Raw genomic sequence first — 25,662 nt, forward strand, 5'->3', positions numbered from 1 at the left:
CAGCCCTAGTCGCGTCCCGGCAGCGTGAAGATGAAGCGCGCGCCCTGCCCCGGCGCGCTGTCCACCGTAACGTCACCGCCCATTGCGCGAGCAAGACGCCGCGCGATGTACAGGCCAAGGCCGCTGCCGCCGCTGTCGGCGGTATCGAGGCGTTCGAACTTTTCGAAAATCCGTGCCTGATCGTCCTCGGCGATACCAGCGCCCTGATCGGCAACGATCAGACAGGCACGGTCGCCATCGCGCTCGGCACGGATCCAGATCATCGCACCCGCCGGTGAATGGCGAACCGCATTGCCGATCAGATTGACGAGAACCTGCAGCGCGCGCCGGAATTCACCGGTCGCCGGCAGGCCTTCATCTGTCTTTGGCGCATCGATCGTCACCTTGGCATGCTGGGCGCGAAGCGTGAGCAATCCGGCGGCGCGCCGCGCAACGTCGGCAAGGTCGACTGCCTCAACAGCCACGTCGAAATCGTCGCGCTCGATCGCCTGCAGATCGACCAGGTCCTCAACCAGACCCAGCAGGTGCCGCCCCGCATTTGCGATATCCGCCGCATAATCGGCATAATCCTGACGCAACGGCCCATCCGATTGCGACCGGATACTGTCGGCATTGGCGATGATCCTGCCCAACGGTCCGCGCAATGCCTTTTCCAACCGAGCGCCAAAAGCGGAGTCCACCGCCGTCGCCGGATCGTCATGCGTTTGCGCAGTGCCTTCCGGCTCTGCCCCATGAGAGGAATCGTCGATCAACCGCGCAGCGCCATCAAACCCGATGAACCTGCCGGTCGCGTCGGTTCGCGGGTTGGCCGCCAGATACACTTTTCGCGCCGAACCGCGCAGTTGCGCGACCTGACCATCGAACCGTCCATGCGAAGCAAGCGCGTCGAGTATCGGAAATTCGCCCCCTTCATCATCGGATAATGCGAAAAGCCGGGTCAGCGGCCTGCCGAGCAGTTCATCGGCGTCAAACCCGTACTTAGCGCCCGCTTCACGTGAAAGCGCGGTGATGCGAAGCGCAGAATCAGTCTCCCACAGCCAGTCGGCATCGGCTTGGGCGAAATCGCTTTCCTGCGCCGCGTCCTCGACAACCGGCCAGTCGCGGTGATCGCGCCAGCCGCTGACTTGCAACGACAGGCCGGTATCGTCGGGTTCGACGCGCACCCAAAGCTCCACATCGCTCTCGCCATCCGCGGCGACGATCTGACGCGACAGGACGATGCGCAGCCGCAGCGCGAGACGCACCAGCGCGGCAAGCTGCGGCACGGCGACAGGCTTGCCGATGTCGCCGCCGGCAGTGCGATTGAGTTCGGCAATGCGGTTGTCCGCCTCGATCAATATGCCTTGCAGATCGGTTCGCGCGGTTACGGCCGGCGGTGGGATTTCCAGCATCACGCCCTCTCCTTCCCGCCAAGCGCGGTCAGCGCGTCGCGATAGCCGTCGTCCAGCATATCGGGAGCAATCGCCCGGATCGCATCGTCGCGCGACAACGCCATGACGACATCGATATGGCTAGCAAAACGTTCGACATCGCGTCGCTTGTCGGCCTCGCTCAACGCATATCCGATCCCTGCCAGTGTCTCGCGAGGAAAATCAAGCGCTCGCAGCGCCACCCATAAAAACTCGGGATCGGCAAGAAGCAGGGCACGCGTACGACGATATGGCACGTGCAATGCGCGCGCAAATAACGCGGTGAACAATATGATCCGTCGATCGGCCAGCGCCGCCTCCATCAGCGCTGCCAGTCGATCGCCCTTTGCATCAAGCGCCTGTGCCAGTCGGGCGGCGCTTGCCTCTGCCCGCTCGCCCTCATCATGCGCGGCCAGGCTGCGGCGCGCCGATTCGATCAACGCATGATCCAGCGCGATCGGATCGCTTTGCGCACCGGTATCCCCGCCGAGTCGGAGCGCGGCCGCTACCAGCCAGACCAGCCGGTAATAGGTTTCGGCGTCGAGATCGGCCCCCGTCAGGCCGTGCTGATCGTTCATCGCGCGACGCCTGCTGTCCGCGCTTAGCATTGCCACGGCAGCAGACGAAACGAGCCTGTCGGACGAATCGACCAGTTGGGCAAGGAGGCTTGCCTCATCGGCATCTGCGGGTGCCTGGACGGGCAGGTCGGCACCGATCAGATCAAGCCGGGCGCTATCCAGAATTTCCGCCACCAAACCGTTGTCGCGAAACGCCGGGGCCTGACGCAGCAGCCGCGCCGCACCGTCATAGCTGCGCAGCTTTTTGGCAAGATCGCCCTCCCCGCGCGATTCCAGCAACTGCGCCGCATGATCGCGTATTTCTTCGCTGGTTGCGGAGAGGATCGCGTCAAGCCGGTTGCGCGCGACAAAGCGGGTGCGCTCGTCCAGACGCTGTTGATCGTCGAGCAACAAATCACCAACCATCCCCCCGCCGCCGTGCAGGTCGCACGGCAACACAGCCGCCGCGATAGCGAGCAGCCTGTCAGCGCTGAGGGTGCGTCCATCGCGCGTGTCGACTTGGTGGCCGGACATGATCGTCGATTACCGGAAATATCGTTAATACAAGCCTAAGGCTTTTGACGCAGCGCCTCAACCGCGATTCCGAGCGTGGTCAGCGCATATAAAAGAACCGCTGCAATACCCGGCACGATATAGCCTGCTGCAACGAACGGGAACAGCAGCAAGAGATAGGACGGGGCATTGCCGAACCAGGGCCGACGGCGGACGGGCGCGCGCTCGACGATTGCGGCAACGATCAGGACGGTGATGGCCAGCGCCATGACGGGCCAGCCGACGCCGCGCATCATCGCCTGTCCTCCGGCCATCAGTACGGCCAATCCGGCAAGCCCGATAATCGCGCCTTCCTGCCAGCGTGCGCGCCGGTCATCGCCGCGTAACCAGCTGAGCAGCGATCCGGTGGAAAAGCAGGCCACGGAAAGCAGCGAAACGCCCATGCCCCAAGCCGTAAGGCCATAGCCGAGCAATCCGAGCGACCCGATGCCCAGCACCACGCCGGCCAGGATCACCGCCCAGTTAGGCACGCTTTTACCCACGAGCCAGGGAAGCGCCAGCCGCGTGATCGGGGTGAAGATATACCGATCCGCCCATCCGATCCGCTGATTGGCAAGCGCGGCGAGCACTGCGTTGCTTCGGTTCGCCAACGCATCGGCGCTTCGTTCGACGCCATGCCCGGCCTTCAGTGCGGAAGCGGGAAGCGCGACGTGCCGTGCGCCTTCCTGAACACACAGGCGAAGCAGTGTCGATTGAAAATCATATTCGCGCGGCATGTCGGCCATTTCGGTCAGCCGCTCGGCGCTGATCATCGCGACACCGGCCCAGCAACGCGCGGCATCGACCCGCTCGACAGCGGCGGCGACATTGGCGTCGCTCGTCACGAGAAGCGAATCGGGCGTTTCGCCCGCCATGGTGAGAATGGCGAGATCGGTACTCACCAGTCCGTCGGCAACGACGATCAGGTTGCACAGCGGATGCGCCCTGGCCGACGCCTCTTCGGCGGAGCGGACGACATCGACCGCGACATCGCCTCTGGAAATCCGGCTTACCGCACCCAGCAACGACGGCGTTACCCGGCCGACCGCGACCATGATATGCCCGACGCCGGCGGCGATCAGCAGCCGCGCCTGATATTCGAGCAGCGTCATCCCGCCGAACGGCAGCGTCGCCGCCAGCATGTCCGGCCGGTCCTCGGCATCTTCAGTGGCGAAAATCAGCCCCGCAAGCATTATCGGCTGTTAGGACGTCGCGCGGTAACGCTCAATAGCACAGATGCATGCGCCGAACGTCTTGCCAGGCCGCTTCGTCGTGTTTGGCAAGGGTGTCCAGGTCGCCCGCCTCCGCATGCCGATCGTCCACCCACTCCCGCAGGGCGGCACCGCCGTTGATCACGTCTATGGCAAGCTTGTCGAATTCGTATTCGTAAGGAAAATCGCGCCACAATTGATAGTCGGGATACAGCCGTCGCACCGCCTTGAAAGCTGCCGCCTGAACCCGCCACGGACGAAACGATTCGTGATCGTAACCTGCCCCTTCGGCATGGATAAACACGCCCGAACAAAGTTCGCCGACATATTTGTGGAAGGTCGGCTGAAACCAGAAATCGCGTAACGTGCAACCCGTCATCCATTCGGGCGCGATGCTGCGCATCTCTTCAATCACCGCGCGCGCATCGATATCGGGCGCGCCGAAACCTTCAAGCGGCCGGGTCGTGCCGCGCCCTTCGGAAAGCGTCGTGCCCTCCAGCATCACCGTCCCGGCATAAGCGCGCGCCATGTTGACGTTCGCCGCATTGGGACTGGGGTTCACCCAGGGGCGGTCCATCGGCCAGCCGAAACCCGGTCCCGTTTCGGGCTGCCAGCCTTCCATCGCAACCACGCGGTAATCAAGGTCGAGCCCGAAATGATCGATGAACCAGCGCCCCATTTCGCCCAGGGTCATGCCGTGTCGCATCGGCATCGGCCCGGCGCCCACGAAACTTTCCCAGCCGAGCAACAGCGTCAGGCCTTCGACAGGGCGCCCCGCCGGATTGGGCCGGTCGAGCACCCACACGCTCTTGCCATGCTTCGACGCCGCTTCGAGCATATAGAGCAGCGTGGTAACATAGGTGTAGATGCGGCAGCCGAGATCCTGAAGGTCGATCAGAATCGTATCGAACGTCGTCATCGACTGGCCGGTGGGGCGGCGCACTTCGCCATACAGGCTGAACACCGGAACGCCGTACACCGGATCGGTGAAATCGGGCGATTCCATCATATTGTCCTGAAGGTCGCCACGCACCCCGTGCTGCGGCCCGAACACCGCGCTGATCTTCACCCCCGCCGCGACCAGCGCGTCGAGCGAATGAGTCAGGTCCGCGGTGACCGAGGCGGGATGGGCGAGCAGCGCGACACGCTTTCCCTCCAGGGGCTTGCGCAAGTCAGGCTCGGCGAGCAGGCGATCGATACCGAATTTCATATGGCGTCAGGTGCCGCGATCGGCAGCGCAAAGCAATCGCGATGATGAAAATCGGGTTTTCCCGGCGGATGCGCCAGCGCCCAATAGGATTTGCCGCCATCGCCATCCTCAATCACCGCCGACAGTCCCAGTATCAGGTCGGCGTGCCGATAGGCTGACGGCAGTTCGATCAGTGCATGCATCTCGGCCCGGTCGGACAGGATGCGCCATTTGGCTGCAAGCAGCGCGACGTCATTCGCATCCGCCATTCCTTCGCGATAGCCGGTGAAGCGATAGCCGGCCCAGCGCCCCGACGTGCTGAGGTTCACCTCGCGATAGCCCAGTTTGTCCGGAAGGCCGAAAAACACCTCGAAACAGCTATGCCGCCATAGCTCGTCAGCGCGGCTCCACGGTCCCTCGCCCCGCTTCGCCGCGCCGGGCCAGCGCACCGCCGCCACATCGCCCCGCGCGCGGAACGACACGCGCAGACACGCGCCTTTGCGCGGTGCGACCGTCACGACAATACTGTCGAGCGCACTTTGCTGCGTATCGGGATGACAGACGAGATCAAAACGCAACGCTACCCCCGTTCGAGCTGAGCCTGTCGAAGCCCCACCCTTCTTCGTTCACCGCCTGCGTAAAGGACAGAGCAGGCCTTCGACAAGCTCAGGCCAAACGATGGGCGGTTCAACAATCCGTTCGCGCTCCTCCACAACCCGTCCGCGCTTAGCCTGTCAAAGCGCCGTCCTTCTTCCCACTCCCCATGCAAACGGGGGTGCAAATCGCGCGCAATCTAATTATCGGATGGCGCACCATGACCGAATACAGTTCCGATCTGCTCAACCTGCTCGCCTCGCGCGGCTATATTCACCAGCTTACTGATGCTGCGGGCCTGGATAGCCTTGTGGCGAAACAGATCGTGCCCGGCTATATCGGTTTCGATCCGACCGCGCCCTCGCTCCATGTCGGCAGTCTGGTTCAGATCATGCTGCTTCGCCGCCTGCAACAGGCTGGGCACAAGCCGATCGTGCTGATGGGCGGCGGCACGGGGAAGATCGGCGATCCCAGTTTCAAGGACGAAGCGCGCAAACTGATGACCGACGACGTCATCGCGTCGAACGTCGCCTCGATCAAACGCGTGTTCGAACGCTTCCTGACCTTTGGCGACGGGCCGTCGGACGCGGTCATGCTCGACAATGCGCAATGGCTCGACAAACTCGAATATATTCCGTTCCTACGCGACATCGGGCAGCATTTTTCGGTCAACCGTATGCTCAGCTTTGATTCGGTGAAGCTGCGGCTCGATCGCGAACAATCGCTCAGCTTCCTCGAATTCAATTACATGATCCTTCAGGCATACGACTTTCTCGAACTGTCGCGCCGCGCCGGGTGCCGGCTTCAGATGGGCGGGTCGGACCAGTGGGGCAATATCGTCAACGGGATCGAACTGGCGCGCCGCGTCGACGGGACCGAAGTTTATGGTGTTACCACCCCGCTGATCACCACCGCCGATGGCGGCAAGATGGGCAAGACGATGGCGGGCGCTGTCTGGCTCAACGACGACCAGCTTTCTGCTTATGACTATTGGCAATTCTGGCGCAACACTGACGATCGCGATGTCGGCCGTTTCCTTCGCCTGTTCACCGATCTGCCGCTTGACGAGATTGCGCGGCTGGAAGCGCTTGAGGGTGCGGAGATCAACGAGGCGAAAAAGGTGCTGGCCGATGCCGCCACCGCGATGTGCCGGGGCGAAGACGCGGCAAGCTTCGCCGCAGAAACCGCGCGCAAGACGTTCGAGGAAGGCGCGGCGGGCGAAGCGCTGCCAAGCATGAATGTGGTGGGCGGGATTGCCATCCTAGACGCGCTGGTGGGTCTGGGCCTGTGCGCTTCGAAGGGCGAGGCGAAGCGGCTTATCAAGGGCGGCGGCGCGCGCGTTGACGGGGAAAAGGTGGTGGACGAAGCGCATCATATCGCCATTGCCGGAAATGTCGTGCGGGTTTCGGCCGGAAAAAAGAATCACGGCCTGTTGAATCCCGCCTGACAGGCCACTGGCAACCTGTTCACCATGCTTGCCGAAATGGGCAAACAAGCCCGCTCAGCCTGATCGGAGCAGCCCCACCGCCGAATCGCGTTCGAACAGGTACAGCGCCAGCCGCGCAGCACGTCCGCGTGTCGCTTCCAGTCCGCCGTCGCGATCCATCAACAGCCGCGCATCGCCGTTCGCGGCAGGAAGCAGCGCGGTCAGGCTTTCGGGTGTAGCGAGGCGAAACTGCATTTCGCCCGATTGGCGCGTGCCCAGTAATTCGCCCGCCCCGCGCAGCCGCAAATCCTCTTCGGCGATGCGAAAGCCATCGTTCGTTTCGCGCATCAGCGCCAGCCGCGCACGCGATGTCTCACTTAAATGCTGGCCACGCAGCAGCAGGCATATCGAATGTCCGCCGCCGCGCCCCACCCGCCCGCGAAGCTGGTGGAGTTGCGCCAGGCCGAACCGGTCCGCGCCCTCGATCACGATCAGCGTGGCGTTAGGCACGTCCACGCCGACCTCGATCACCGTCGTCGCGACCAGCACACCGGTCTTACCCGACTGGAACGCCGCCATAACCGCGTCCTTGGCCGGTCCTTTCATCCGGCCGTGCACCAGTCCGACCCGGTCGCCGAAACGCTGACGAAGCACCTCGGCGCGCGCTTCGGCCGCCGCCTGATCGCTTTTCTCGCTCTCCTCGACCAGCGGGCACACCCAATAGGCCTGCCCCCCGTTCGACAGATGCCGCGCAAGCCCGTCGATCACCGCATCGATCCGCTCTTCTGACACTACCCGCGTCTCGATCGGCTCGCGACCGGGGGGCATTTCATCCAATCGGCTGGTGTCCATCTCGCCATATTGCGCGAGGGTGAGCGTGCGGGGGATCGGGGTCGCCGTCATCACCAGCAAATGGGGCGGCACCTGCGCCTTGGCCTGCAGCATCATGCGCTGCGCGACGCCAAAGCGATGCTGTTCATCCACCACGACCAGCCCAAGGTCCTTGTAGGTCACCCCTTCCTGAAAGATCGCATGGGTGCCCACCAGAATATGGATCGATCCGTCGGCCAGCCCCATCAGCGTAGCTTCACGCGCGCGGCCCTTGTCGCGTCCGGTAAGGATCCCGACCTCGACCGGCAACCCGCGCAGCATCGTGCGCAGCGTTTCATAATGCTGGCGCGCCAGGATTTCGGTGGGAGCGAGGAACGCCCCCTGCGCGCCCGCTTCCACCGCCATCAACAGCGTCATCAGCGCGACCAGCGTCTTGCCCGAACCGACATCGCCCTGCAGCAACCGGAGCATCGGCCGCTGTTGCGCCAAATCGCCCTCGATCTCGCGAATCGTGCGCGCCTGCGCGCCCGTCGGCGCATAAGGCAGGTTCAGCATGTCGCGCAGCCGGTGGTCGCCCACCAAGGGCCGCCCGCGCTTTGCCCGCGCCGCGCCGCGCACCAGCAGCAGCGCCAGTTGCGTCGCGAAAATCTCGTCATAGGCCAGCCGCTCGCGTGCCTTCGCATCCGCCGGGTCGGCATGGATGCGCTGCAACGCCTCACGCCAGTCGGGCCAGTCATGCTTCGCCTTTAATCCCGACTCGATCCATTCGGGAAGCTCAGGCGCGCGGTCGATCGCCTGAGCCGCCAGCCCCGCCAGCCGCTTCGACGTCATCCCCTCGGACAACGGATAGACCGCCTCCCGCCCGGCAAGGCTTTCCGCCTCCTCCACCGGCACGACATGGTCGGGATGCACGATCTGTAATTCCTGGCCATAGGTTTCGAGCTTGCCCGAAACGCGCCGCTTCTCGCCCAGCGGCAGCAGCTTCATCACCCAGCCCGAATTGCCACCGAAATAGACCAGGGAAACGATGTTCCCGGCGGCATCGCTCGCCTGCACGCGAACTGGCGACCGGCGCGACCCGCCGGTGCGGTAATCGGTCGCGGTCAGCGTGATCGCGATCACCCGCCCCGCATCGGCGGTATCCAGTTCATCGCGCGGCACCCGGTCGATCCAGCCCGAGGGCAGGTGAAACGCCACATCCACCACCCGCGCCAACCCCAGCTTCTCCAGCGGCTTGGCAAGCTGGGCCCCGACCCCTTTCAGGGCCGTGACCTCGGCAAACAACGGATTGAGCAATTCGGGGCGCATAGGGGTGAGTTAGCCAAAGCCGCGCTGCCGCGAAAGGTGCCCATCACCTACTCTTGTCATTACAAGGCCCGCAGCGCCGAGCCACTCACCCACTGGCCTTTTTGGCCAGCGCACCCTATCTGTTCCGGCAAAACCCATTCAGCCGACAGCGCAACGCCAGCGCCGCCGGCCGCACGGCTATTGGAAAGCGACGCTTATGGACCGCGACACCCGCCTCAAACGCCTGCGTTTTCGCGCGTGGCATCGCGGCACGAAAGAAGCCGACCTGATGATCGGCGGTTTTTTCGACGCGCACCACCTCGCCTTCACCGATGAACAGATCGCGCTGTTCGAAGAAATGCTTGAGGAGCAGGATGTCGACATTATGGCGTGGGCGCTGGGAACCCAGCCGGTTCCCGATCGCTTCGACGGTGAGATCATCGCGAAGATGAAGAAGCTGAACTTCGTTCCGATCGCCGAATAGCCTCGCTCCATTTGCCCTGAGCTTGTCGAAGGGCCGGCCTTCCCTCTCCCCCACCGAAAGAGAAAGATCGTGCTTCGACAGGCTCAGCACCAACGGGCTTGCGAGGCGTAACGCTATGCCCGACCTGAAAACCGTCCTCACCGCCACTCGTCCGCTGACGCTTTCGGGCGTTCCCACCGGCTTCCTGCCCTCGCTGCTCGCCGACCTTGCACGCGGCAGCAAGGGCGGCGCGGTCTTCATCGCGCCGGATGAAAACGCGATGCGCGCCATCGCCGCGACTGCGCCTTATTTCGCACCGGAGCTTGAGGTCATCAGCTATCCGGCATGGGATTGCCTGCCCTATGATCGCGCCAGCCCAACGCTGCGTGCGATGGCGGAACGGCTGGCGGCGCTCCACGCGCTGCAACAGACGTCGAAAAAGCCGCGCCTGTTTCTCACCACCGTCAACGCCGCCACGCAGCGCACCCTCACCCGGTTCCGCGTCCGCCAGCTTGTCGCCCGGCTAGCGCCCGGCGAACGGATTTCGCTGGAACGCCTGTCGACGCTGCTTGCCGCCAATGGCTATACCCGTGTCGACACAGTCAATGACGCCGGCGAATTCGCGGTGCGCGGCGGGCTGGTCGATCTGTTCCCCAGCGGATCGGAAGCGGCGCTGCGCCTCGATTTCTTCGGGGACGAAATTGAAAGCGTGCGCACCTTCGACGCGTCGGATCAACGCACTACCGGGCGCATCGACGGCTTCACCCTGCTCCCGGCGTCCGAAACGCTGCTCGACGAAGACAGCATCAAACGCTTTCGCGCGCGATATCGAGAGAAATTCGGCGCGACGGCGACTGGCGACCCGCTGTATCAGGCGATTTCGGAAGGGCGTCGCCTCGCCGGGATGGAGCATTGGCTTCCATTGTTCGAAGAAAAGCTGGAAACGCTGTTCGATCACCTGCCCGATGGCGCGGTGGTGGTGCGCGATGCGAATACGCCTGGGGCCGCCGATGCGCGGTTCGAAGCGATCGCCGATTATCAGTCGAACCGCGTGCGCGCGCAATCGAACGATCCGGGCAGCTATCGCCCGCTCGGCGCGGATCAGCTCTATCTGCTCGCTGATGAATGGCGCGCGAAGCTGGAAAATGCGCCCGCGCATCTCACCTCGCCCTTTCACGAACCGAAAAGCGACACCGTCCTTGATTTCGGGGTCGACGGCCCGCGCGACTTCGCGCCCGAACGCGCCGCCGGCACCAATATCTACGAAGCCGTCGTCGCGCACATCGCCAAGCTGCGGAAAGACGGCCGCAAGCCGATACTGGCCAGCTATTCGCCCGGCGCGCGCGAACGCCTGACCGGGCTGCTTCAGGATCACGGGCTGACCGGCATTCGACCGGCCGATGGCTGGCAGGAGGCGCTGGGCACTGCCGATACGGGCGTCGCGCTCACCGTGCTGCCGCTCGATCACGGTTTTACCGCGCCGGATATCGCGCTGCTTACCGAACAGGATATGCTGGGCGACCGGCTGGTGCGTCGGCGCAAGCGCAAGAAGTCGACCGATGCGTTTCTGAACGAACTGGCGACGCTTTCGCCCGGCGATCTGGTCGTTCATTCGGATCACGGTATCGGCCGGTATGAGGGGCTGATGTCGATTCCCGTCGGCAAAAGCCCGCACGATTGCGTGGCGCTGAGCTATTCGGGCGGCGACAAGCTCTACGTGCCGGTCGAAAACCTCGAAGTCCTTTCCCGCTATGGATCGGGCGAGGAAGGCGCGAGCCTCGACAAGCTGGGCGGCGAGGCATGGCAGCGGCGCAAATCGAAGATGAAGGAGCGCATCCGCGAAATCGCGGGCGAACTCATCGCGACCGCCGCCAAACGCGCGCTGCGCCCTGCCGAAGTTGCCGAGCGCGATACCGGGTATCCGGCCTTTGTCGATCGCTTCCCCTATGAGGAAACCGAGGATCAGGACCGCGCGATCGACGATGCGCTGAACGATCTTTCCGCCGGAAAACCGATGGACCGCCTGATCGTCGGCGATGTCGGTTTCGGCAAGACAGAGGTCGCGCTGCGCGCCGCGTTCGTCGCCGCTATGGCGGGGATGCAGGTTGCGGTGGTATGCCCGACCACGCTGCTCGCGCGTCAGCATTTCAATCAGTTCACTGCACGGTTCGAAGGCTTTCCGATCAATATCGGCCGCATGTCGCGGCTGGTCACCGCATCGGAGATGAAGACGACGAAGGAACGCGTGGCTTCCGGCGATATCGACATCCTCGTCGGCACCCATGCCGTTCTTGCCAAGGCGGTCGAGTTCAAACGGCTGGGCCTTGTCATCGTCGATGAGGAACAGCGCTTCGGCGTCACCCATAAGGAACGGCTGAAAGCGCTGAAAAACGACGTTCACATGCTCACCCTTACCGCGACGCCGATCCCGCGCACGCTGCAAATGGCGATGAGCGGGCTTCGCGAACTGTCGGTGATCCAGACGCCGCCGGTCGACCGCCTTGCCGTGCGCACCTATGTCATGCCCTGGGACCCGGTCGTGGTTCGCGAAGCGCTGCTGCGCGAACATTATCGCGGCGGGCAAAGTTATTTCGTCACGCCGCGCATCGCCGACCTGCCCGATATCGAACAGTTCCTGCGCGAAGAAGTGCCCGAGGTGCGTTACGTCGTCGCGCATGGCCAGATGAGCCCGAGCGAGGTCGAGGAGCGGATGAGCGCCTTTTACGACAAGAAGTTCGAAGTGCTCGTTTCCACCACGATTGTCGAAAGCGGGCTGGACATTCCTTCCGCCAACACGCTGATCGTCAATCGCGCGGACAAGTTCGGCCTTGCCCAGCTGTACCAGCTTCGCGGGCGTGTCGGTCGCGCCAAGACGCGCGCCTATGCCTATATGACCACGCCGCCCGAACGGATGATGACCGATGCGGCCGAAAAGCGGCTCAAGGTCCTTTCCGACCTCGAAAGCCTTGGCGCGGGGTTCCAGCTTGCGAGCCATGATCTCGACATTCGTGGCGCAGGCAATCTGCTGGGCGACGAACAATCGGGGCATATCAAGGAGGTCGGCTACGAACTGTATCAGTCGATGCTGGAGGACGCGATCCTCGACGCCAAATCGGGCGGTCTGCGCGACGAGGCGAAAAAGGATTTCTCACCGCAGATCACCGTCGATGCCCCAATCCTCATCCCCGAAGACTATGTTCCCGATCTCGACCTGAGAATGGGGCTGTACCGTCGTCTGAACGAGGTCGAGGACCGCAACGGGATCGAGGCGTTCGCCGCTGAACTGATCGACCGGTTCGGCAAATTGCCAGAAGCCACCGAAAACCTGCTGAGGCTGATCGAAGCGAAGCTGGCGGCGAAAAAGGCGAATATCGCCAAGCTGGATGTCGGGCCGAAGGGGGCGCTGGTCACCTTCTTCAATGACAATTTCCCCAGTGTTGAAGGGCTGCTCGCCTATGTCGATCGGCTGGAGGGCACCGCGAAGCTGCGTCCCGATATGAAGCTGGTCATCACGCGGGCGTGGAACGACCCCAAAACCCGGCTCAACGCTGCGCTCAAATTGTCGCGGGGGCTGGCAAAAGCTGTCTCCTGACCATGGCTCCGTCGGTGCGTAAGGTCGTACCGGACAGGACCGAAGCGAAAGGGCGTCATACGAAGGTGCGGAAAGCGTGACCCGCCCCTTACGTCGTCATCGCGAGGAGCGCAGCGACGTGGAGATCCAGCAACCATCGTTTATACGCGCATAGCTGGATTGCCGCGCCCCTTCGGGTCTCGCAATGACGATATTGCTATGACTTCAGGTCAATACAGTTTGGTATCAGTCCTTTGCGCAGGCGCAGGCCGGTTTCTTCTTCGGTTTGCGCTTGCGCCGGGTCGTGGCGAACTCGGTGCGACTCAGCCTGCCGGACTTGTCGGCATCGGCCTTGGCGAATTTGTCATAGGTGGTGTGCGCCCATTCGCGAAAGTTGAGCTTGCCGTCGCCGTCCTTGTCCAGCCGGGCGAACGATTTTCGGCGTGATTTCAGCAGTTCCGCCTGCGTGATCCATTCGTCATGATCGTCATCATAGCGGTCGAAGCGCTTTTCCTCGCGCGTTTTTTCGGTCGCCTCTGGCGGTGAAGGAAGCGGATCGGGCGTGGCCGACGCCACCGGTTGCACTGGGGGAGGTGGTGGCGGCACATTGACTTCGCTTTGGGCATGCCCCTGCATCATCAAGGCCGCTGCCCCCATCATCAACATCGCGGCAAGCGCGCCGACCAGATACCGCCACATCCTGCCTTCCCCCCTTACCGCCCCGTCAAACGGTGCCAGCCAAGCCGCGCGACGCGGCGCGGCGCGCCCAGCGCCACGGGGCGATCCCAACCGGTGTCGAGATCCATCCGCGCGATATGCGCCATCGCCCCCAATGCACGCAGCCGAACCGGCCATTTGCGCGACAATGCCTGTGTCAATAACGGCCGAGCAAGTCCCGCCGCCCGCGCGGCAGCATCGGAAACGGACAGATTGCGGGCAAGATCGGCCAATGCCCAGCCTTCGCCCGCCTGGGCCAGCGGGATGTCGCCACCCCCCAGCGCCATGCCCGCCGAATCGAACAGTACCGCGCCGCGCAACCTCGCATACTCGCGCATCGCCGCCTCGTCCAAGTCCTCCGTTTCGATCAGAACTGCCCAGCCGTCCGGTATTTCGCCTAGCTTCGCGCCGGTGACGTCATGCCGCAGCACGTCATTCGCCACCGCGCGCAGAACCGGCTGAGCCGGCGGGGCGGCGCTATCGAGCGCCGTCAGCGCATCGCGCCACCAGATAAGCCGCATCTGCCCCAATGCCGGTTCGTTCGTCGTGCGCGGCACTTCAGCCAGCACATCGTCCAGCGCCAGCAACGCAAGCAACGCCCGTCGCCGCTCGACCGGGGCATAGGTCGCCACCAGCGCGCGTTCGGGGTTGTCGGTACTGTAAATATTGGTCGAATCCACAGTGTCAGCCAAGCGTTAGCGCCTTGTTCATCATGCCATTTACGCCGCCATTAACCCTTACTGGGGCATAGAGCGGCGCTGAAACGGGAATGTCATGCGAAACCAGCGGATGCAAAACAAGGCCGGTCGGCGGCAACGGGGGAAGTCGCGCGGATTCCTCAGCGCGCTTGCCGGGGATGTGCGCGGCAACACGCTGGCCATTGTTGCGGCGGCGCTGATCCCGCTGACCGCGATGATCGGGTCGGGGCTCGACATGTCGGTCGCCTATATGGCGCAGGACCGGTTGCAACAGGCGTGCGATTCCGGGGTGCTCGCCGCGCGCAAGCTTCTTTCGGGACCGACGCTGACGGACGACGTCAATGATGAGGCGCGCAAATATTTCAATTTCAACTTCCCACAAAATACGTTTCAGACCACCGATTTCGACCCGAAAGTGACTGTGCCCGAAGCCGGAACGGTACACATGACGGCAAGCACCACCGTCCCGACGTCGATCATGAAAATCTTTGGCTACAAACGAATTCCGATCGAAGCCGATTGCTCGGCAACGCAGGATTTCGTGTCTACGGACGTTATGATGGTCGTGGATATGTCGGGATCGATGAACTGCCCGCCGTCCATTGCCAACAGCGCCTGTAACGAAGTTGAGCAATCCGGGTCAAAGATGCAGGCGCTTCGCAACGCCGCTTCTTCGCTATACGATACGTTGAAGTCCGCGCAGGACCAGCTTCATGGAAACAATCTGCGCCTTCGATACGGCTTTGTACCGTATAACGGCACGGTTAATGTCGGAAAACTGGTTTACGCTAAGAATAGCAGCTATATTCGCAAGTCCGCTCCGTACCAAACGCGGCAACGCCAATCAAAAACAGTGGCAAAGGTTGTCGTCAGCACCAGCTTGACGCAAAGCCAATGCAATGCCGTTAGCGGAAGTTATCAGCTAAAATTTTCTTTTAAATATGGGATTTACGGAGAGTGCACATATAGCACTTCGGTAACTTCTTATGACTGGGAATATGGGCAATTCACTTTAGACACCAGCCAATATATTACGGGTCAGGCAACCCCCATCCCATCGCAGGACACCGGGACCGCCACTTGGGGCGGCTGCATAGAGATGAGAAAGACCAATAATACGACGATCGATGGTGGTTCGGCAACGATCGCGCCGTCGGATGCCTATGACCTCGATATCAATCTGATTCCCTATAGCGACGATACGCGCTGGGCACCATGGTGGCCGGAAGTCGAAATAAATCCTAACACAAAAACTCAAGCCATGGAAAGTCGCTACTGCGCCAGCCAGGCAAGCCGTTTGAAAGAATATTATAACGATAAAACATCGTTCATGAAATATCTCAACGGTTTGAAGCCGCAGGGTGGAACCTATCACGACATTGGCATGATCTGGGGTGCCCGGTTTATTTCGCCAGACGGTATTTTCAAATCGGATACGCCGGAAACCAACGATCAGTACGATCCCGATAATCCGAAAAAAATCCGCGGGTTTCAGGTCCGCAAATATCTAATCTTCATGACCGACGGCGATATGGCGCCTACAATGGACCAATACTCCTCATACGGCATCGAAACCTATGATCGCCGGGTTCTTGGCTCTTCGGCCAGCAATCAGGAGGCGCGTCATCTTCAGCGTTTCCGGATGGCGTGCAACGCCGCGAAAAGCGAAAATATTCAGGTTTGGGTCATTGCCTTTGCCACGACCTTGACCACCGACATGAAAAATTGCGCCAGCACGCCGGATCAGGCGGCGGGCATCAATAGCTCGGCTGACCTGATCGCCAAGTTTGAGGAGATCGGTTCTAAAATTGGCGCATTGAGGTTGAACCAATGATCGCGCTGCCTTCCCCTGGCCTGCTGCGTGACAGGCGCGCGGTCACGGTGGTGGAATTTGCGATCATTGCGCCGGTGCTGATCATGACGCTGATGGCCACGCTTGAAATCGGCTATCAGGGCTATGTCACCGCGATGGTGGAAGGCGCGATGACCAAGGCCGCGCGAAAGGCCACGGTGGGCGATCAGGATATCGACAGCGTCAAACAGACGATAATCGATGAGGTGGGTCAGGTGGTCGACAAGAAATATGTTACTGTCGACACCAAGAGCTATTACAATTTTTCAAACGTCGGAAAGCCGGAAAAGATACTTCAGGATATCGACCCGAAGGGCGTTTATAATAAAGGCGATTGTTACGAAGACGCTAATAATAACGGCAAATATGACAGCACCTTGGGCAGCGCCGACCTGGGCAATGCGGACGACATCGTCAACTATACGGTGACGGCCAATTACCCCAATCTTACCCCGGTTTCTGGAATTATGGGATGGATCGACAAACGCACGGTTCAGGCGACGATCGCGGTGCGGAACCAGCCATATGCCTCTCGCGCGGCGCCGACAGAGCGATGCGACTGATGACCGCCGCCATATCCCGCCCGCTTGCCGTCATGGCAGGGCTTGCGCGCGAGAAGCGCGGACTCGCGCTGATCGAATTCGCGTTCTCGCTTCCCATCCTGCTTGGCGTGGCGCTGATGGGAATCGAGACCGCGCATTATGCGATCGCGATGATGCGCGTGAATCAGATCAGCACGAGCGTCGCCGACAATGTCGCGCGTGTCCGCGATTCGATCACCGAAGCCGATGTCAACGAAGCGCTGTTGAGCGCCAACCTGATCGGAGACAGCATCGATTTCGGCGAACGCGGCCGCGTGGTGGTTTCCAGCGTGTCGCCCAACGGCAAAACCGGGTCGACGGCGGGGCAATGGATACGTTGGCAGCGGTGCATGGGAGCACTGAATGTCACCCAATCCAAACCGCAATATGGCGATGAGGGGACCGGAAAAAACAACGGCGCATTGCAATATATGGGATCGTCCAAAAACCGGATCACGGCTGCTGACGATGTCGACATGATCTTTGTCGAAGTAACGTACCAATACAAACCGGTGGTCGGCAGCCAGATCATCGGCGAACCGATCTTGCGGTCGGAAGCATCCTACACGGTTCGCGAACGCGACAGCGAGGACCTGCAATCCTCTACCGGCGTCACTGCCAAGACCTGCGACAAATATTCGGCAAGCTGACCGGCCGGCGCGCCATCGACGCGCCGGCAGTCGCCTGTCAGTCCTTGTAGCAGACCTTCTTAGCCGCCTTCACGATCCGGTCCGAATCGATCAGCGCGAATTTTTCCAGGTTCGCCGCATAGGGCAGCGGCACATCTTCGTTCGTCACGCGGGTAACCGGCGCGTCGAGATAATCGAAGCCTTCCTCCATACAGATCGCTGAAATTTCGCTGGCGATCGAGCAAGTCGGCCAGCCTTCTTCGGCAATCACCACCCGGTTGGTCTTTTTCAAGCTATCGAGTACCGCCTGCTTGTCGAGCGGGCGCAGCGTGCGAAGGTCGATAACCTCGGCATCGATGCCCTCTCCGGCAAGCGTTTCGGCCGCTTCGAGCGCAAGACCGACCCCGATCGAATAGCTGACGATCGTGACATCCTTACCCTCGCGCATCGTCCGCGCCTTGCCGATCGGCAGGACGAAATCGTCTAGCTTGGGCACGTCGAAGCTGCGGCCGTAAAGCAGTTCGTTTTCAAGGAAAACCACCGGGTCTTCACAACGGATCGCCGCCTTCATCAACCCCTTGGCATCGGCGGCGTCATAGGGCGCGATCACGATCAGCCCCGGAACGCTGGCATACCAGGGGCCGTAATTCTGGCTGTGCTGCGCGCCGACGCGGCTCGCCGCGCCGTTGGGACCGCGAAACACGATAGGGCAGCGCATCTGCCCGCCGGACATATAGTTCGTCTTCGCCGCTGAATTGACGATATGGTCGATCGCCTGCATGGCGAAATTGAACGTCATGAATTCGACGATCGGCTTCAACCCGCCCATTGCGGCGCCCGTGCCGACACCGGCAAACCCATATTCGGTGATCGGCGTGTCGATGACGCGCTTCGGCCCGAATTCATCGAGCAGCCCCTGGGTGACCTTGTACGCGCCCTGATATTCGGCGACTTCCTCGCCCATCACGAACACGCGTTCGTCGGTCCGCATTTCCTCCGCCATCGCGTCGCGCAGCGCTTCACGCAGCGTGATCTTCACGAATTCGGTGCCTTCAGGCACTTCGGGTTCGGGCGGTTTCACGTCCGATTCGAGCCGTGCAGGCTTGGTCGGCGCCTCGTCCTTCTCGGTCGTCGGCTTAGCGGGCTTCGCATCGCTCTCGCCTGCCTTTTCCTTTTTGTCCGGTGTATCGGCGGCGGGTGCTTCGACATCACCCGCATCCTCGCCCTCTTCGGCGATCATGGCGATGACCGTGCCGACCTTTACGCCGTCCGTGCCTTCGGGCACGACGATCTTGGCCAGCACGCCTTCATCGACGGCTTCGAATTCCATCGTCGCCTTGTCGGTCTCGATTTCGGCCATGATGTCGCCGGCGGCTACGGTATCGCCTTCCTTGACCAGCCATTTGGCGAGGGTGCCTTCCTCCATGGTCGGGGAAAGCGCGGGCATCTTGATCTCTACGGACATCTCAATACTTCCCCACCAGCACGTCGGTATACAACTCCTCGGGTTCGGGCTCCGGCGCCGTCTCGGCGTAGTCCGCGGCCTCGTTCACGATCTTGCGGATTTCCTTTTCGATCGCCTTCATCTCGTCCTCTGCGACCCCGGCATCGGCCAGTTCGCGCTTCACATGCTCGATCGGGTCCGACTTGTCGCGGACCGACTGCACTTCCTCGCGGCTGCGATATTTCGCCGGGTCGGACATCGAATGGCCGCGATAGCGATAGGTCTTCATCTCAAGGATGATTGGCCCCTTGCCGCTGCGCACCCATTCAAGCGCCGTTTCGGTTGCGCCACGCGCCGCCAGCACGTCCATGCCATCGACCTGGATACCGGGAATGCGGAAGCTTTCGCCGCGGCGGAAAAGCTGATCCTCGGCCGCCGAGCGATTGACGCTGGTGCCCATGGCATATTGGTTGTTCTCGATCACGAAAATGATCGGAAGCTTCCAAAGCTCGGCCATGTTGAAGGCTTCGTAAACCTGCCCCTGATTCGAGGCCCCGTCGCCGAAATATGCGACGCAAACGCCGCCATCCTCGTTATATTTATGGCCAAAGGCCAACCCGGTGCCCAATGGCACCTGCGCGCCGACGATGCCGTGCCCGCCGTAGAACTTCTTCTCGGTCGAGAACATGTGCATCGATCCGCCCTTGCCCTTCGAAATGCCGGCGTCTCGGCCGGTCAGTTCGGCCATGATGACCTTCGGATCAAGGCCATAGGCAAGCATGTGCCCATGGTCGCGATAGCCGGTGATGACCGAGTCCCTGTCGCCGTCCAGCCCGGATTGGATACCGACCGCAACGGCTTCCTGTCCGATATACAGGTGGCAGAAACCGCCGATCAGGCCGAGGCCGTAAAGCTGTCCGGCCTTTTCCTCGAATCGCCGGATGAGAAGCATTTGCCGGTAAAACTGGACAAGCTCGTCCTTCGACGCCTTGTACCGGCCCGGCTCATCGGGACGTTCGCGATTTGGGATTAAAGGTTCGGACTTACCCGTCTTCGAACCCGATTCTGATTTTGTGCTGCGTGATGACGCTGCCTTGGCCACGATAGGAACCCTCGTCCTTGGGGAGCAGGAAAGAGCCGAGCCTATAAAACGCTTATCCGCCCGACCGCAACGTCAACGCGCAATTTCTGCGTTGCGTTCATTCAAAAATGCCGGGTGGATCAATCCAGCGGGATAATTTTTTCATCCGGATGGACGACGTTCAGCTCCTTGCGCACCAGTTCGTCGACCATGTCGGGGTTGGCATGGCGCGGATCGAGCTGCTCCTTGCGATTGCGCAGCGTTTGCCGATGCTTGTCGAGCTGGGCATAGACCGCCTGTTTTTGCGCAAGCTGACGCTGATAATCACGATACGCCAGAACGCCGTTCGGCCCCAGCACGGCATAATAGCCGAAAAAGACCATGAAGATGATCGCCGCGGCGGGCAGGCCCGCACGACGAAGCATCGCGGCAATGGGTGACGTACGCGACATAAGCGAGATATTCCCCTACCCGGCTTTGCGAATCAAGGATTATTAACCATGCACGCCGTGCCCGAACCCGGCGCTCCGGCAGCCGATGACATTGTATTCGAGGATTTTCTCGCGGTCGATATCCGTATTGGCACGATAGTCGACGCCCGCCCCTTCCCCGAAGCACGCAAAGCGGCGATCCAGCTGTGGATCGACTTTGGCGATGCGATCGGAATACGCAAATCGAGCGCGCAGATCACGCGCCATTACGCTCCGGAAACACTGATCGGCCGCCAGGTCGCGGCGGTCGTGAACTTTCCGCCGCGCCAGATCGGCAAATTCCTGTCGCAAGTGCTGGTGCTCGGCGCACCCGATGCCGAGGGTGAGGTGGTGCTGATGACACTCGACCAGCCCGTCGACAACGGAGCACGTCTTTTCTGAACCGGACGAAGCGTCCGCCCCGGATCAGACCCGAATGATCGAACGGCCCGCATACCGCGATGCGCCGCCCAGTTCCTCCTCGATACGGATGAGCTGATTATATTTGGCCAGCCGGTCGGAGCGCGACATGCTGCCGGTCTTGATCTGACCGCAATTGGTTGCGACGGCAAGGTCGGCGATTGTCGAGTCCTCGGTCTCGCCCGACCGGTGCGAAATGACGGTGGTGAAGCCCGCGCGGTGCGCCATCTCCACCGCTTCCAGCGTTTCGGTCAACGTGCCGATCTGATTGACCTTCACCAGCAGCGAATTGGCATAGCCGCCCTCGATACCATCGGCGATTCGCGTAGGGTTGGTGACGAACACGTCATCGCCGACCAGTTGCACCTTGTCGCCAAGTTTGTCGGTCATGATTTTCCAGCCGTCGAAATCATCCTCGCTCATGCCGTCTTCGATCGACAAAATGGGATAATTCTGCGCGAGAGCGAGCAGATAGTCGGCCATTTCGCCCGAGCTTAGGACCTTGCCTTCGCCCTCCATATGATAGGCGTCGTCCCGGAAAAATTCGGTCGAGGCGCAATCGAGCGCGAGCATGACGTCATCGCCGGGCCGGTATCCCGCTGCCTCGATCGAGCGCATGATGAATCCGATGGCCTCGTCGGTTGATTTCAGCGCGGGCGCGAAGCCGCCCTCGTCACCGACCGACGTGGAAAGCCCCTTGTCGCTCAGCGCTTTTTTCAGCGTGTGAAAAATCTCCGAACCGCATCGAACCGCTTCGGCGATGCTGTCGGCGCCAACCGGCATGATCATGAATTCCTGAAAATCGATCGGGTTATCGGCATGTTCGCCGCCATTGATGATATTCATCATCGGCACCGGCAGCATATGCGCGCTCACCCCGCCGACATAGCGATACAGCGGAAGGCCGCGGGCGTCGGCGGCGGCCTTCGCTGCGGCAAGGCTCACCCCCAGAATCGCGTTCGCGCCCAACCGGCCCTTGTTTTCGGTGCCGTCGAGATCGATCATCACCCGGTCGAGATCGGTCTGATCCTCCGCATCAAGGCCCAATAGTGCTTCGGCAATTTCTCCGTTCACCGATTCGACCGCCTGAGTCACGCCCTTGCCGTGATACCGCTTTTTGTCGCCGTCCCGCCGTTCGACCGCTTCATGCTTGCCCGTCGATGCACCCGACGGCACGGCGGCACGGCCGAAGCTGCCATCCTCCAGCATGACATCGACCTCTACGGTGGGATTGCCCCGGCTGTCGAAAATCTGACGGCCGTGAATGTCGATTATTGCGGTCACGTAACAGTCTCCTTAGGCTTGGCGCACAGCGTGCGGTATCGCCGCGAGCATGTATCCGCTCGCGAGCGATGCGGCAATTGCTCGTGCCGATGGAACCGCGAGGCGCGCTCGCGGTTGTTTCGCTGACAAGACGAAAGGGATCCGTGACATGGCAGAACAAAAGATTCCGGCCGAGCCTGTAAAGACCGGTCCGGCAAGCGCCACGCCCGGCGAAGGCGCGACCGCACCCAAGCCCAAAGCGACCAGGGCCGTCGCGGCTGAACCGGTCAAAAAGACGGGCAAGGCCAAATCGCCGAAAAAATCGACCAAGGCCATGATCAAGGACGAAGCGTCGAAGCTGTCCAGGCAGGCGGGCGACAAGGCACGCGACTATGCCAAGGATGGCAAGAACCGCGCGAGCGGCGCCATTGATGAAGTCGCCAAGATGATCGATGACGCGGCGGGTAGCGTCGACAAGCGGATGGGCGAGCAATATGGCAGCTATGCCCGATCCGCCGCCGGTCAGGTGTCAGGCTTCGCTGATACTTTACGCAGCAAGGAAGTCGAGGAACTCCTCGACGAAACACGTGCGTTCGTCCGCAAAAGTCCTGCAATCGCGATCGGCGCGGCCGCTGCGGTCGGTTTCGTGCTCGCCCGGGTTCTGAAAGCCGGGATCGAACAGGTCGGCGACAATTTCGACGACGATGATCTTGACTGATTACATCGCGGGGGCAGCGTGAAAGGTCATAGGCGGGAAGCGGCGGGATTAATCTCGCTCGCGCGGCAGTTAATTCGCGATGCGCGCACCTGGGTTAGCGCGGAGATCGATTTTTATCGTGCGCTTGCCGCCGAGCGGATGGCAGATGCGAAGCTGGCGGCAGGGTTTGCCGTGGGTGCGATCATCCTGGCCAACGCCGCGCTGATCGCATTGCTAATCGGCGCTATACTGGTTTTGTGGCCGTATGTCGGCGCATTCTGGGCGACGATCATCATTGTTGCATTGACGTTGATGGTCGCTGCCTGGCTCGCTTTATCGGCACTCAGCCATGCCAAGCGGGCGATGCGCAATACCAATGGAGGCGGGCGATGACCGATCGGGCCGATGTCGCCAGAGCGCGAACCAAGTCGGAGATTGCGCGGGCGCAAATGATGGGAACATTCGATGCGTTGCGCATCAGGATGAGGCCGATCAATCTGGCGAGTGATGCGGCGGAAAGCGCGCGCCGTACCGCCATACGTAAACCTGTAATGGTGGCGGGGGTAATCGGCGCCGCGGCAGCGCTGTTTTTCGCGCGCCCGGCCTATGGCGCATTACGACGGCGCAGGTCCAAAAGGGTCGCAACCGCGGCCGGAGCCAAACGTTCTGAACGATAAGGGGTGCCGACGGCGCCCGAAGGAAAGGAAGCGTGTGATGACGGAGTCCACTCCCCCCACCAACGACAATTCAGGCGTTCGTGAGCGTGCCTCGCACGCGGCGGACAAAGCGCGCGATGGTGCGTACAAGGCGCGCGAGGGCGCGAGCAAGGCATATGCCGACAGCAAGCAGCGGGCGAAGGAGGCTTCGCGCCGCGCTGGCGAAGGATTGGAAGGCAATCCGCTTTCGGTGCTGGTCGGGGGCGTCGCTGTCGGCCTGCTCGCCGGTTCGCTCATCCCGCGCACCGAACGCGAAAAGGACGTGCTCGGACCGTTGGGGCAGCGGCTTGCCGAAGGCGCGAGCGCAGCCTTCGTCGCGGCGCGCGATGCTGGCAAAGAAGAGCTTGAATCGCTTGCGCCCGACAAAAATCAGGCAAAGTCAAAGGCTTCCAACGCTTTTTCTCATGTTGTCAACGCTGCAACGAAAGCCGGAAAATCCGCCGCCAGCGGTCCCAAGGCGGGCTGAATTACGCCTTGATGATTTTCCGGGGTTGCGTGACGGGCGGGAGTAGCTATGCGCTCTCGCCCAGCACCAAACTCCCGGGAGACGTCATGAGCAAGCTCCACCTTGTGTTCGGCGGCCGCGTCAGCGATCCGCGCACGCTCGATTTCACTGATTTGTCGAAAATAGACTTTGTCGGAGTGTTTCCCGACTATGCCAGCGCCTCAAAAGCATGGCGCGCCTCGGCACAACGCACCGTCGATGATGCCGAAATGAAATATGTCGTGGTTCACCTCCACCGCCTGCTCGAACCCGGTAAGGATGAAGCGCCCGAGGCCTGATCGACAGCGCGCCTGACGCAGTTTTCAGGCCCCCCGCCAGCGCCAGGCGAGCAGCGGCCGCGCAAGCGCTAGACCGGCGATAAAACCGCCGACATGCGCTGCGGCCGCGATTGGCGTTCCTGCCCGCACACTCATCAATCCGATCAGCAGATTGATGCCCGTCCAGGCAAGCGCCAGCCAGAGTACATGCACGATCCGAGCAGGGAATGGACCGATGGCCTTCGCCCGCGATTGCCCATAAAGCAGCGAATATGCGCCGACGATCGCCGAGAGCGCACCGCTTGCACCGATCATCGGCGCTTGCATATGCGGCCCCGAAAGCCACTGCGCCGCAGCCGCCGCATATGCCCCGAACACATAGAGAACCAGAATTCCGCGCGCGCCCAACGTCCGCTCCGCTTCTCGCCCGGTATAGCCGAGCATGACCATATTGAAGCCCAGATGCAGCAAACCGGCATGGACAAAGGTCGCGGTGAGCGGCGTGAGCCACACAGGCGCGAGCGAGTAATATTGCGCGAAGGCTGAACTGCCGTCGAGTCTGGCCGGAATGAAACCACCCCACAGCGCGGCGCTGTTGATCGCGCCCAGCCCGATCAGCGCAAGGCTGACCACGATGGTGGCGATGGCGATGGATGCGGTCGCGGGCGCGCCGAACCCGGCGAACACTCCCCGGGGCGTCTGCCCGCGCTGCATATCCATCCGCTATTCCTGTCTTAGATGAACTCGATTTTCTGAACGAGATAGAAACGGTCGCCCGACGGGACCGTGACCTCAACTTCGTCATCGACTCGCTTGCCGATCAACGCTCGGCCCAGCGGAGAATTGTATGAGATGCGGCCGGTCTTGGCGTCCGCCTCGGCCTGACCGACGATCTGATATTTGATCGGCTTATCGTCTTCGTCGAGCAGCGTTACTGTCGTACCGAAGACGATCTTGTCGCCCGAAAGCTCGGTCGGGTCGATCACTTGCGCGCGGCTCAGCTTGTCCTCGATATCCGCGATCGAGGCTTCAACCTGTCCCTGCCGCTCCTTCGCGGCGTGATATTCGGCATTTTCCGACAGATCGCCATGCGCACGCGCTTCCTCAATCGCGTCGACAATCTGCGGGCGCTCCGCTTTCAGCCGCTTCAGCTCGGCACTGAGCTTCGCATGGCCTTCGGCCAGCATCGGCATCTTTTCGACGGTCGCCATACTCTCTTCCCTGTCAAAAACCCGCTTCCCA

At 61.7% G+C, this 25,662-nt stretch carries 25 protein-coding genes; 11 read left to right on the forward strand and 14 right to left on the reverse strand.

The window, feature by feature from the left end:
* Positions 1 to 5: 5 nt before the first annotated feature.
* From KY084_RS00255 to KY084_RS00275, 5 genes are read right to left on the reverse strand one after another with little or no spacing between them, the layout of a single operon-like run.
* Positions 6 to 1,391: a sensor histidine kinase gene (locus KY084_RS00255; RefSeq protein WP_219236747.1), complete on the reverse strand. Its 1,386-nt coding sequence runs from the start codon at positions 1,389 to 1,391 to the stop codon at positions 6 to 8.
* Complete coding sequence (locus tag KY084_RS00260; protein WP_219236437.1) at positions 1,391 to 2,500, reverse strand: DUF2336 domain-containing protein; 1,110 nt, start codon at positions 2,498 to 2,500, stop codon at positions 1,391 to 1,393. Before KY084_RS00260 ends, KY084_RS00255 begins: the two co-directional genes overlap by 1 nt.
* Positions 2,501 to 2,535: 35 nt before the next feature.
* Positions 2,536 to 3,711 carry a hypothetical protein gene (locus tag KY084_RS00265; protein WP_219236438.1) on the reverse strand — a complete coding sequence of 392 codons (1,176 nt, stop codon included), beginning with the start codon at positions 3,709 to 3,711 and terminating at the stop codon, positions 2,536 to 2,538.
* Positions 3,712 to 3,742: 31 nt separating this feature from the next.
* Entirely contained in the window at positions 3,743 to 4,939 is a 1,197-nt protein-coding gene (locus KY084_RS00270; protein WP_219236439.1) for an exo-beta-N-acetylmuramidase NamZ family protein, read from the reverse strand.
* Positions 4,936 to 5,496 carry a DOMON-like domain-containing protein gene (locus tag KY084_RS00275; protein ID WP_219236440.1) on the reverse strand — a complete coding sequence of 187 codons (561 nt, stop codon included), beginning with the start codon at positions 5,494 to 5,496 and terminating at the stop codon, positions 4,936 to 4,938. Before KY084_RS00275 ends, KY084_RS00270 begins: the two co-directional genes overlap by 4 nt.
* Before the next feature lie 236 nt (positions 5,497 to 5,732).
* Between KY084_RS00275 and tyrS the strand changes: the two genes are divergently transcribed.
* Entirely contained in the window at positions 5,733 to 6,959 is a 1,227-nt protein-coding gene (gene tyrS / locus KY084_RS00280) for a tyrosine--tRNA ligase (protein WP_219236441.1), read from the forward strand.
* 54 nt (positions 6,960 to 7,013) lie between these two features.
* Here the strand turns inward: tyrS and recG are convergent, their stop codons facing one another.
* Positions 7,014 to 9,077 carry an ATP-dependent DNA helicase RecG gene (gene recG, locus KY084_RS00285; RefSeq protein ID WP_219236442.1) on the reverse strand — a complete coding sequence of 688 codons (2,064 nt, stop codon included), beginning with the start codon at positions 9,075 to 9,077 and terminating at the stop codon, positions 7,014 to 7,016.
* Between the two features lie 196 nt (positions 9,078 to 9,273).
* Between recG and KY084_RS00290 the strand changes: the two genes are divergently transcribed.
* The gene (locus tag KY084_RS00290) at positions 9,274 to 9,540 is read left to right on the forward strand and encodes an FAD assembly factor SdhE (RefSeq protein WP_219236443.1); all 267 of its coding nucleotides are present in this window, start codon (positions 9,274 to 9,276) and stop codon (positions 9,538 to 9,540) included.
* Between the two features lie 115 nt (positions 9,541 to 9,655).
* Positions 9,656 to 13,111, forward strand: coding sequence for a transcription-repair coupling factor (gene mfd, locus KY084_RS00295; RefSeq protein WP_219236444.1), 3,456 nt, complete (start codon positions 9,656 to 9,658; stop codon positions 13,109 to 13,111).
* Positions 13,112 to 13,336: 225 nt separating this feature from the next.
* Here mfd and KY084_RS00300 read toward each other — a convergent pair whose 3' ends face one another.
* Complete coding sequence (locus KY084_RS00300) at positions 13,337 to 13,789, reverse strand: EF-hand domain-containing protein (RefSeq protein ID WP_219236445.1); 453 nt, start codon at positions 13,787 to 13,789, stop codon at positions 13,337 to 13,339.
* Positions 13,790 to 13,803: 14 nt separating this feature from the next.
* Positions 13,804 to 14,499 (reverse strand): squalene/phytoene synthase family protein, encoded by a 696-nt coding sequence (locus KY084_RS00305; protein ID WP_246586743.1) that lies wholly within the window; start codon positions 14,497 to 14,499, stop codon positions 13,804 to 13,806.
* 82 nt (positions 14,500 to 14,581) lie between these two features.
* Between KY084_RS00305 and KY084_RS00310 the strand changes: the two genes are divergently transcribed.
* The 3 genes from KY084_RS00310 to KY084_RS00320 are packed head-to-tail and all read left to right on the forward strand — an operon-like array spanning position 14,582 to position 17,588.
* A complete protein-coding gene (locus KY084_RS00310) occupies positions 14,582 to 16,339 on the forward strand; it encodes a TadE/TadG family type IV pilus assembly protein (RefSeq protein WP_219236446.1) in 1,758 nt (585 codons plus the stop codon).
* Positions 16,336 to 16,920, forward strand: a complete 585-nt coding sequence (locus KY084_RS00315; RefSeq protein WP_219236447.1) for a TadE/TadG family type IV pilus assembly protein — start codon at positions 16,336 to 16,338, stop codon at positions 16,918 to 16,920. The genes KY084_RS00310 and KY084_RS00315 overlap by 4 nt, the downstream gene beginning before the upstream one ends.
* On the forward strand, positions 16,920 to 17,588 hold the full coding sequence (locus tag KY084_RS00320; protein ID WP_219236448.1) for a TadE/TadG family type IV pilus assembly protein: 669 nt from the start codon (positions 16,920 to 16,922) through the stop codon (positions 17,586 to 17,588). Before KY084_RS00315 ends, KY084_RS00320 begins: the two co-directional genes overlap by 1 nt.
* A gap of 37 nt (positions 17,589 to 17,625) precedes the next feature.
* Here the strand turns inward: KY084_RS00320 and KY084_RS00325 are convergent, their stop codons facing one another.
* The 3 genes from KY084_RS00325 to KY084_RS00335 all read right to left on the reverse strand — a co-directional run bounded on the left by KY084_RS00325 (position 17,626) and on the right by KY084_RS00335 (position 20,544).
* Complete coding sequence (locus KY084_RS00325) at positions 17,626 to 19,032, reverse strand: pyruvate dehydrogenase complex E1 component subunit beta (protein ID WP_219236449.1); 1,407 nt, start codon at positions 19,030 to 19,032, stop codon at positions 17,626 to 17,628.
* A gap of 1 nt (position 19,033) precedes the next feature.
* Positions 19,034 to 20,041: a pyruvate dehydrogenase (acetyl-transferring) E1 component subunit alpha gene (pdhA, locus tag KY084_RS00330; protein ID WP_343227931.1), complete on the reverse strand. Its 1,008-nt coding sequence runs from the start codon at positions 20,039 to 20,041 to the stop codon at positions 19,034 to 19,036.
* A 191-nt stretch (positions 20,042 to 20,232) separates the two neighbouring features.
* Complete coding sequence (locus KY084_RS00335) at positions 20,233 to 20,544, reverse strand: FtsB family cell division protein (RefSeq protein WP_246586745.1); 312 nt, start codon at positions 20,542 to 20,544, stop codon at positions 20,233 to 20,235.
* A 48-nt stretch (positions 20,545 to 20,592) separates the two neighbouring features.
* Here KY084_RS00335 and KY084_RS00340 point away from each other — a divergent pair, with 48 nt between their 5' ends.
* Entirely contained in the window at positions 20,593 to 20,964 is a 372-nt protein-coding gene (locus KY084_RS00340) for a tRNA-binding protein (RefSeq protein ID WP_219236451.1), read from the forward strand.
* A gap of 24 nt (positions 20,965 to 20,988) precedes the next feature.
* Here the strand turns inward: KY084_RS00340 and eno are convergent, their stop codons facing one another.
* Positions 20,989 to 22,266, reverse strand: coding sequence for a phosphopyruvate hydratase (gene eno / locus KY084_RS00345; protein ID WP_219236452.1), 1,278 nt, complete (start codon positions 22,264 to 22,266; stop codon positions 20,989 to 20,991).
* Positions 22,267 to 22,414: 148 nt separating this feature from the next.
* Here eno and KY084_RS00350 point away from each other — a divergent pair, with 148 nt between their 5' ends.
* The 4 genes from KY084_RS00350 to KY084_RS00365 all read left to right on the forward strand — a co-directional run bounded on the left by KY084_RS00350 (position 22,415) and on the right by KY084_RS00365 (position 24,441).
* Entirely contained in the window at positions 22,415 to 22,963 is a 549-nt protein-coding gene (locus KY084_RS00350) for a hypothetical protein (protein WP_219236453.1), read from the forward strand.
* Positions 22,964 to 22,981: 18 nt separating this feature from the next.
* Positions 22,982 to 23,335: a phage holin family protein gene (locus tag KY084_RS00355; RefSeq protein ID WP_219236454.1), complete on the forward strand. Its 354-nt coding sequence runs from the start codon at positions 22,982 to 22,984 to the stop codon at positions 23,333 to 23,335.
* Between the two features lie 321 nt (positions 23,336 to 23,656).
* On the forward strand, positions 23,657 to 24,124 hold the full coding sequence (locus KY084_RS16230; RefSeq protein ID WP_246586746.1) for a hypothetical protein: 468 nt from the start codon (positions 23,657 to 23,659) through the stop codon (positions 24,122 to 24,124).
* A gap of 86 nt (positions 24,125 to 24,210) precedes the next feature.
* Positions 24,211 to 24,441, forward strand: coding sequence for a DUF4170 domain-containing protein (locus tag KY084_RS00365; RefSeq protein ID WP_219236455.1), 231 nt, complete (start codon positions 24,211 to 24,213; stop codon positions 24,439 to 24,441).
* Positions 24,442 to 24,465: 24 nt separating this feature from the next.
* On the opposite strand, the gene KY084_RS00370 is transcribed toward KY084_RS00365, so the two are convergent.
* Positions 24,466 to 25,140: a rhomboid family intramembrane serine protease gene (locus KY084_RS00370; protein ID WP_246586747.1), complete on the reverse strand. Its 675-nt coding sequence runs from the start codon at positions 25,138 to 25,140 to the stop codon at positions 24,466 to 24,468.
* Positions 25,141 to 25,154: 14 nt separating this feature from the next.
* Entirely contained in the window at positions 25,155 to 25,631 is a 477-nt protein-coding gene (gene greA, locus KY084_RS00375) for a transcription elongation factor GreA (protein WP_219236456.1), read from the reverse strand.
* Positions 25,632 to 25,662 lie beyond the last annotated feature (31 nt).

The organism is Stakelama flava, assembly GCF_019351405.1.
GTDB lineage: Bacteria > Pseudomonadota > Alphaproteobacteria > Sphingomonadales > Sphingomonadaceae > Sphingomonas > Sphingomonas flava_A.

Bases quoted from the DNA above. Each gene is read 5' to 3' on its own strand.
- KY084_RS00255 (WP_219236747.1), bottom strand. From the start codon at position 1,391: ATGCTGGAAATCCCACCGCCGGCCGTAACCGCGCGAACCGATCTGCAA.
- KY084_RS00260 (WP_219236437.1), bottom strand. From the start codon at position 2,500: ATGTCCGGCCACCAAGTCGACACGCGCGATGGACGCACCCTCAGCGCT.
- KY084_RS00265 (WP_219236438.1), bottom strand. From the start codon at position 3,711: ATGCTTGCGGGGCTGATTTTCGCCACTGAAGATGCCGAGGACCGGCCG.
- KY084_RS00270 (WP_219236439.1), bottom strand. From the start codon at position 4,939: ATGAAATTCGGTATCGATCGCCTGCTCGCCGAGCCTGACTTGCGCAAG.
- tyrS (WP_219236441.1), top strand. From the start codon at position 5,733: ATGACCGAATACAGTTCCGATCTGCTCAACCTGCTCGCCTCGCGCGGC.
- recG (WP_219236442.1), bottom strand. From the start codon at position 9,077: ATGCGCCCCGAATTGCTCAATCCGTTGTTTGCCGAGGTCACGGCCCTG.
- KY084_RS00290 (WP_219236443.1), top strand. From the start codon at position 9,274: ATGGACCGCGACACCCGCCTCAAACGCCTGCGTTTTCGCGCGTGGCAT.
- mfd (WP_219236444.1), top strand. From the start codon at position 9,656: ATGCCCGACCTGAAAACCGTCCTCACCGCCACTCGTCCGCTGACGCTT.
- KY084_RS00300 (WP_219236445.1), bottom strand. From the start codon at position 13,789: ATGTGGCGGTATCTGGTCGGCGCGCTTGCCGCGATGTTGATGATGGGG.
- KY084_RS00310 (WP_219236446.1), top strand. From the start codon at position 14,582: ATGCGAAACCAGCGGATGCAAAACAAGGCCGGTCGGCGGCAACGGGGG.
- KY084_RS00315 (WP_219236447.1), top strand. From the start codon at position 16,336: ATGATCGCGCTGCCTTCCCCTGGCCTGCTGCGTGACAGGCGCGCGGTC.
- KY084_RS00320 (WP_219236448.1), top strand. From the start codon at position 16,920: ATGACCGCCGCCATATCCCGCCCGCTTGCCGTCATGGCAGGGCTTGCG.
- KY084_RS00325 (WP_219236449.1), bottom strand. From the start codon at position 19,032: ATGTCCGTAGAGATCAAGATGCCCGCGCTTTCCCCGACCATGGAGGAA.
- KY084_RS00335 (WP_246586745.1), bottom strand. From the start codon at position 20,544: ATGTCGCGTACGTCACCCATTGCCGCGATGCTTCGTCGTGCGGGCCTG.
- KY084_RS00340 (WP_219236451.1), top strand. From the start codon at position 20,593: ATGCACGCCGTGCCCGAACCCGGCGCTCCGGCAGCCGATGACATTGTA.
- KY084_RS00350 (WP_219236453.1), top strand. From the start codon at position 22,415: ATGGCAGAACAAAAGATTCCGGCCGAGCCTGTAAAGACCGGTCCGGCA.
- KY084_RS16230 (WP_246586746.1), top strand. From the start codon at position 23,657: ATGACGGAGTCCACTCCCCCCACCAACGACAATTCAGGCGTTCGTGAG.
- KY084_RS00365 (WP_219236455.1), top strand. From the start codon at position 24,211: ATGAGCAAGCTCCACCTTGTGTTCGGCGGCCGCGTCAGCGATCCGCGC.
- KY084_RS00370 (WP_246586747.1), bottom strand. From the start codon at position 25,140: ATGGATATGCAGCGCGGGCAGACGCCCCGGGGAGTGTTCGCCGGGTTC.
- greA (WP_219236456.1), bottom strand. From the start codon at position 25,631: ATGGCGACCGTCGAAAAGATGCCGATGCTGGCCGAAGGCCATGCGAAG.